Genomic DNA, 4047 nt, shown 5'->3' on the forward strand with positions numbered 1-4047 from the left:
GCCCGCGGCCGGCTGGTGCTGCCCGGGTTCGTCGACAGCCACAACCACGTCCGGCTGGGCTCCGACGCCGACTGCGTCCAGCTCGCCGGGGCCGGCACCCTCGACGAGATCGGCGCACGCATCGCCGACCGGCTGCGCAGCCACCCCGACGCCGCATGGATCGAGGGCGAGGCCTTCGACTACTCGGCGATCCCCGGCGGCCGGATGCCCACCGCCGCCGACCTGGACCGCTTCACCGGGGACCGGCCGGCGTTCGTGCTCAGCTACGACGTGCACACCGCCTGGCTGAACACCGCGGCGCTGCGCCGCCTCGGCATCGGCCGGGACACCGCGCAGACCGCGTACGGCACCGTGCAGAAGGACCCGGCGACGGGCGAACCGACCGGCTTCCTCACCGACTTCGCGGTGCGCGGGCTCTCCCGGGACGGCCACCGGGCGCTCCGGGCGGCCGGCGTGCCCTGGGCGGACCCGGACCGGCAGTACCGGCGGCTCGCCGGCAGCCTCGACACGGCCGCCCGGTACGGGATCACCACGGTCGTGGAGCCGCAGAACTCCCTCGACGACCTGCCGTTGTTCGAGCGGGCGCTCGCCGAGGGCCGGCTGCGGTCCCGGCTGGTCGCCGGGCTGTTCCACCCGCGCGGCACCACCCCGGAGGACCTGGCGGCGTTCGCCGCGGCCGCCCGGCGCCACGCCTCCGACCGGTTCCGGGTCGGGCCGCTGAAGCTCTACATCGACGACGTGGTGGAGCCGCACACCGCGGCGCTGCTGGAACCGTACGCCGGCCACCACAGCCACCGCGGGGAGACCTTCTACCCGCCGGAGGAGTTCGCGGAGGTGCTGGCCGGGCTGGACGCGGCCGGCTTCCAGGCCTTCGTGCACGCCACCGGGGACCGCGGGATCCGCACCGTGCTGGACGCGGTGGCGCACGCCCGGGCCGTCAACGGGCCGAACGACGCCCGGCACCAGGTCGTCCACGTGGAGTGCCTGGACCCGGCCGACGTGCCGCGCTTCGCCGAACTCGGCGTCGTCGCCTGCATGCAGCCGCGGCACTGCTCGCCGGACATCGCCGGCCCCGGACGGGACTGGGCCGAGGCGGTCGGCGAGCACCGCTGGAACAAGGCCTGGCCGATGCGCAGCCTGCACGAGTCCGGCGCGGTGCTCGCGCTGTCCAGCGACTGGAACGTCGCGGAGATGGACCCGCTGGTCGGCCTGTACACCGCGGTGACCCGCCGCGGCCTGGCCGGCGGCGAGCCGTGGATGCCGGAGGAGACGCTCGACCTGGCGACCGCGCTGCGCGGCTACACCCTGGGCAGCGCGTACGCCGTCCACCTGGAGCACGAGCTCGGCAGTGTCGTCCCCGGCAAGCTCGCCGACCTGGTGATGCTCTCCGACGATCTGTTCGAACTGGAGCCGAAGGCGTTCCTCGACGCCCGGGTGGAGCTGGGCGTGCTCGGCGGCGAGGTCGTCCACCGGGCCGCCTGACGGGCCGTCGCCGTTCCGTGCGGCCCTCACCCCGTCCGATGCGGTGAGGGCCCGTCCGGGTTGCAGTGGTCTTCGCCGGATGTGCGGAGCGCCCGGGTCGGGGCGGCGGGCCGCCGTCAGGCGGGCAGGCCGATGGCGCGTTCGCCGCTGCGGCGCTGCTGGATGACGACGGCGATCACCAGCAGGGCGCCCTGGGCGACGTTCTGCCAGAAGGAGTTGATGCCTTCGACGGTCAGCCCGTTCTCCAGGCAGCCGAGCAGCGCGACGGCGAGCAGGGTGCCGCCGATGCCGCCCTTGCCGCCCTTGAGGGCGCAGCCGCCGAGGGCGGCGGCGGTGATGGCCTTCAGTTCGAGTCCTTCGCTGCCGGAGGTGGGCTGGCCGCTGCCGGTGCGGGCGGTGAGCAGGATTCCGGCGACCGCGGCGACGGTGCCGATCAGGGCGTAGACGGCCACCAGGTACTTGTTGATGTTGATGCCGGCGAGCCGGGCGGCGGTGTCGTTGCCGCCGATCGCGTAGACGTTGCGGCCGATGTCGGTGTACTTCAGCAGCAGGTGGACGGCGAGCGCGGTGACGATGAGGATCCACACCATGACGGGCAGGCCGGCGATCCTGCCGCGGCCGAGGAAGACGAAGACGTCGTCGTTGAGGACGTAGCCCTGGGCCCGGCCGTTGGAGATCAGCTGGGCGACCCCCTTGTAGGCGGCGAGGCCGGCCAGGGTGGCGATGGTCGGGTTGACCCGGCCGTAGACGATGACCAGTCCGTTGAGGAGGCCGATGAGGACGCCCGTGCCGACGGCGGCGGCCATGCCGGCGAGGGCGTTGGAGCCCGCGGACGTGAAGGCCATCGCGCTGACGACCGAGGCAACGCCGGCCTGGGAGCCGACGGAGATGTCGAGGCCGCCGCAGATGATGACGACGGTCTGGACGACGGCGAGCAGGCCGGTGATGGTGGCGGCCTCGGCGATGACCTGGAGGTTGGAGATGCTCAGGTAGTTGTCGTTGAGTGCGCCGAAGAGGGCGAGGACGACGACCAGTGCACCGATCAGGCTGAGGTTCTGTCCGCCGACGGAGGCGAGGACCGCGGCGGGGTTGCCGCCCTTGCGCGCCCCGGTGCTGCCGGTGCTGGCCGGCGGGGTGTCGGTGGTGGTGCTCATGCGGCGGCTCCAGGGGTGGCGGGGGCGATGTCGTCGGCCATCGCGAGGCTGAGGACGGCCTCCTCGGTGGCGTCGGCGCGGTCGAGTTCGCCGGTGATGCGGCCGTTCTGCATGACGACGATGCGGTCGGCGAGGCCGAGAACCTCGGGGAGTTCGGAGGAGATGACGAGGATGGCGACGCCCTCCGCCGCGAGGTCGGCGATGATCCGGTAGATCTCGGCCTTGGCGCCGACGTCGATGCCGCGGGTCGGCTCGTCGAGGATGAGCACCTTGGGCCTGCGGGCGAGCCAGCGGGCGAGGACGACCTTCTGCTGGTTGCCGCCGGAGAGCTTGCGGACCTCGTGCTCGATGGAGGGGGTGCGCACCCGCAGCCGGTCCGCGTACTCCTGGGCCAGCTGCCGCTCCGCCGAGCGGCGGACGAAGCGGAAGCGGCGCAGGCGTTCGAGGACGACGGTGGAGGTGTTGTCGCGGATCGAGCGGTGCAGGAAGAGGGCCTGGGCCTTGCGTTCCTCGGGGGCGAGGCCGAGTCCGGCGCGGATCACGGCGCCGGGCCGGCCGGTGGGCAGCGGCCGCCCGTCGAGGGTGACGGTGCCGGAGCGGACGGGCAGGTCGCCGGCGAGGGCGAGGGCGAGTTCGGAGCGTCCGGCGCCGATGAGTCCGGCGAGGCCGACGACCTCGCCGGCGTGGATCCGCAGGTCGATGTCGCGGACGTCGTCGGTGGTGAGGCCGCGGACGTCGAGCACCAGGCGGTCGGTGGCGACGTGCGGGCGGGAGAACACGGCGGACAGGTCGCGGCCGACCATGAGCCGGACGAGTTCGCCCTCGCTGGTGGCGGCGGCGTCCTGGATGCCGGCGAGCGCGCCGTCGCGCAGCACGGCGATGCGGTCGGCGAGTTGGAAGATCTCCTGCATCCGGTGGGAGACGTAGACGACGGCGACGCCGTCGGCGCGCAGCCGCCGGATCAGCGCGAACAGCGCGTCGACCTCGTGCTCGGAGAGCGAGGAGGTGGGCTCGTCGAAGGCGATGACCTTGGCCTCGCCGGTGAGCGCCCGCATGATCTCGACCAGCTGGCGTTGGGCGGGGGTGAGCTCGGAGCCGAGCAGGTCGGGGTCGAGGACCTTGTCGAAGCCGAGGCGCACGAGGTCGGCGGTGATCCGGCGGCGCAGCTCGGCGCGGTCGAGGCGGCGGCCGGCAGCGCGGGGCAGCGCACCGACGTAGACGTTCTCGGCGACGGAGACGTGCGGGACGATCTCGGGTTCCTGCGGGATGATCCGGATGCCGGCGCGGTGGGCGTCGGTCGGCGAGGCGAGCTGGACGGGTGCGCCGTCGACGAGGACGCTGCCCGCGGTGGGCCGGTGGTCGCCGGTGAGGATCTTCAGCAGGGTCGACTTGCCGGCGCCGTTCTCGCCCA

At 73.6% G+C, this 4047-nt stretch carries 3 protein-coding genes; 1 reads left to right on the plus strand and 2 read right to left on the minus strand.

What is annotated here, in order from left to right:
* Positions 1-1482, plus strand: a 1482-nt coding sequence (locus tag ABZ641_RS28170) for an amidohydrolase (RefSeq protein WP_359986146.1), incomplete at its 5' end; no start/stop codon positions are given.
* A gap of 116 nt (positions 1483-1598) precedes the next feature.
* Here ABZ641_RS28170 and ABZ641_RS28175 read toward each other — a convergent pair.
* Positions 1599-2636 carry an ABC transporter permease gene (locus tag ABZ641_RS28175; protein ID WP_359986149.1) on the minus strand — a complete coding sequence of 346 codons (1038 nt, stop codon included), beginning with the start codon at positions 2634-2636 and terminating at the stop codon, positions 1599-1601.
* Positions 2633-4047, minus strand: a 1415-nt coding sequence (locus ABZ641_RS28180) for a sugar ABC transporter ATP-binding protein (protein WP_359986152.1), incomplete at its 5' end; no start/stop codon positions are given. The genes ABZ641_RS28180 and ABZ641_RS28175, both read right to left, overlap by 4 nt.

The organism is Kitasatospora sp. NPDC007106, from assembly GCF_040634455.1.
GTDB classification, from domain to species: Bacteria; Actinomycetota; Actinomycetes; order Streptomycetales; family Streptomycetaceae; genus Kitasatospora; species Kitasatospora arboriphila.

What these genes read in the sequence shown, in the direction of transcription:
- ABZ641_RS28175 (WP_359986149.1), bottom strand. Translation starts at nt 2,636, where the DNA reads ATGAGCACCACCACCGACACCCCGCCGGCCAGCACCGGCAGCACCGGG.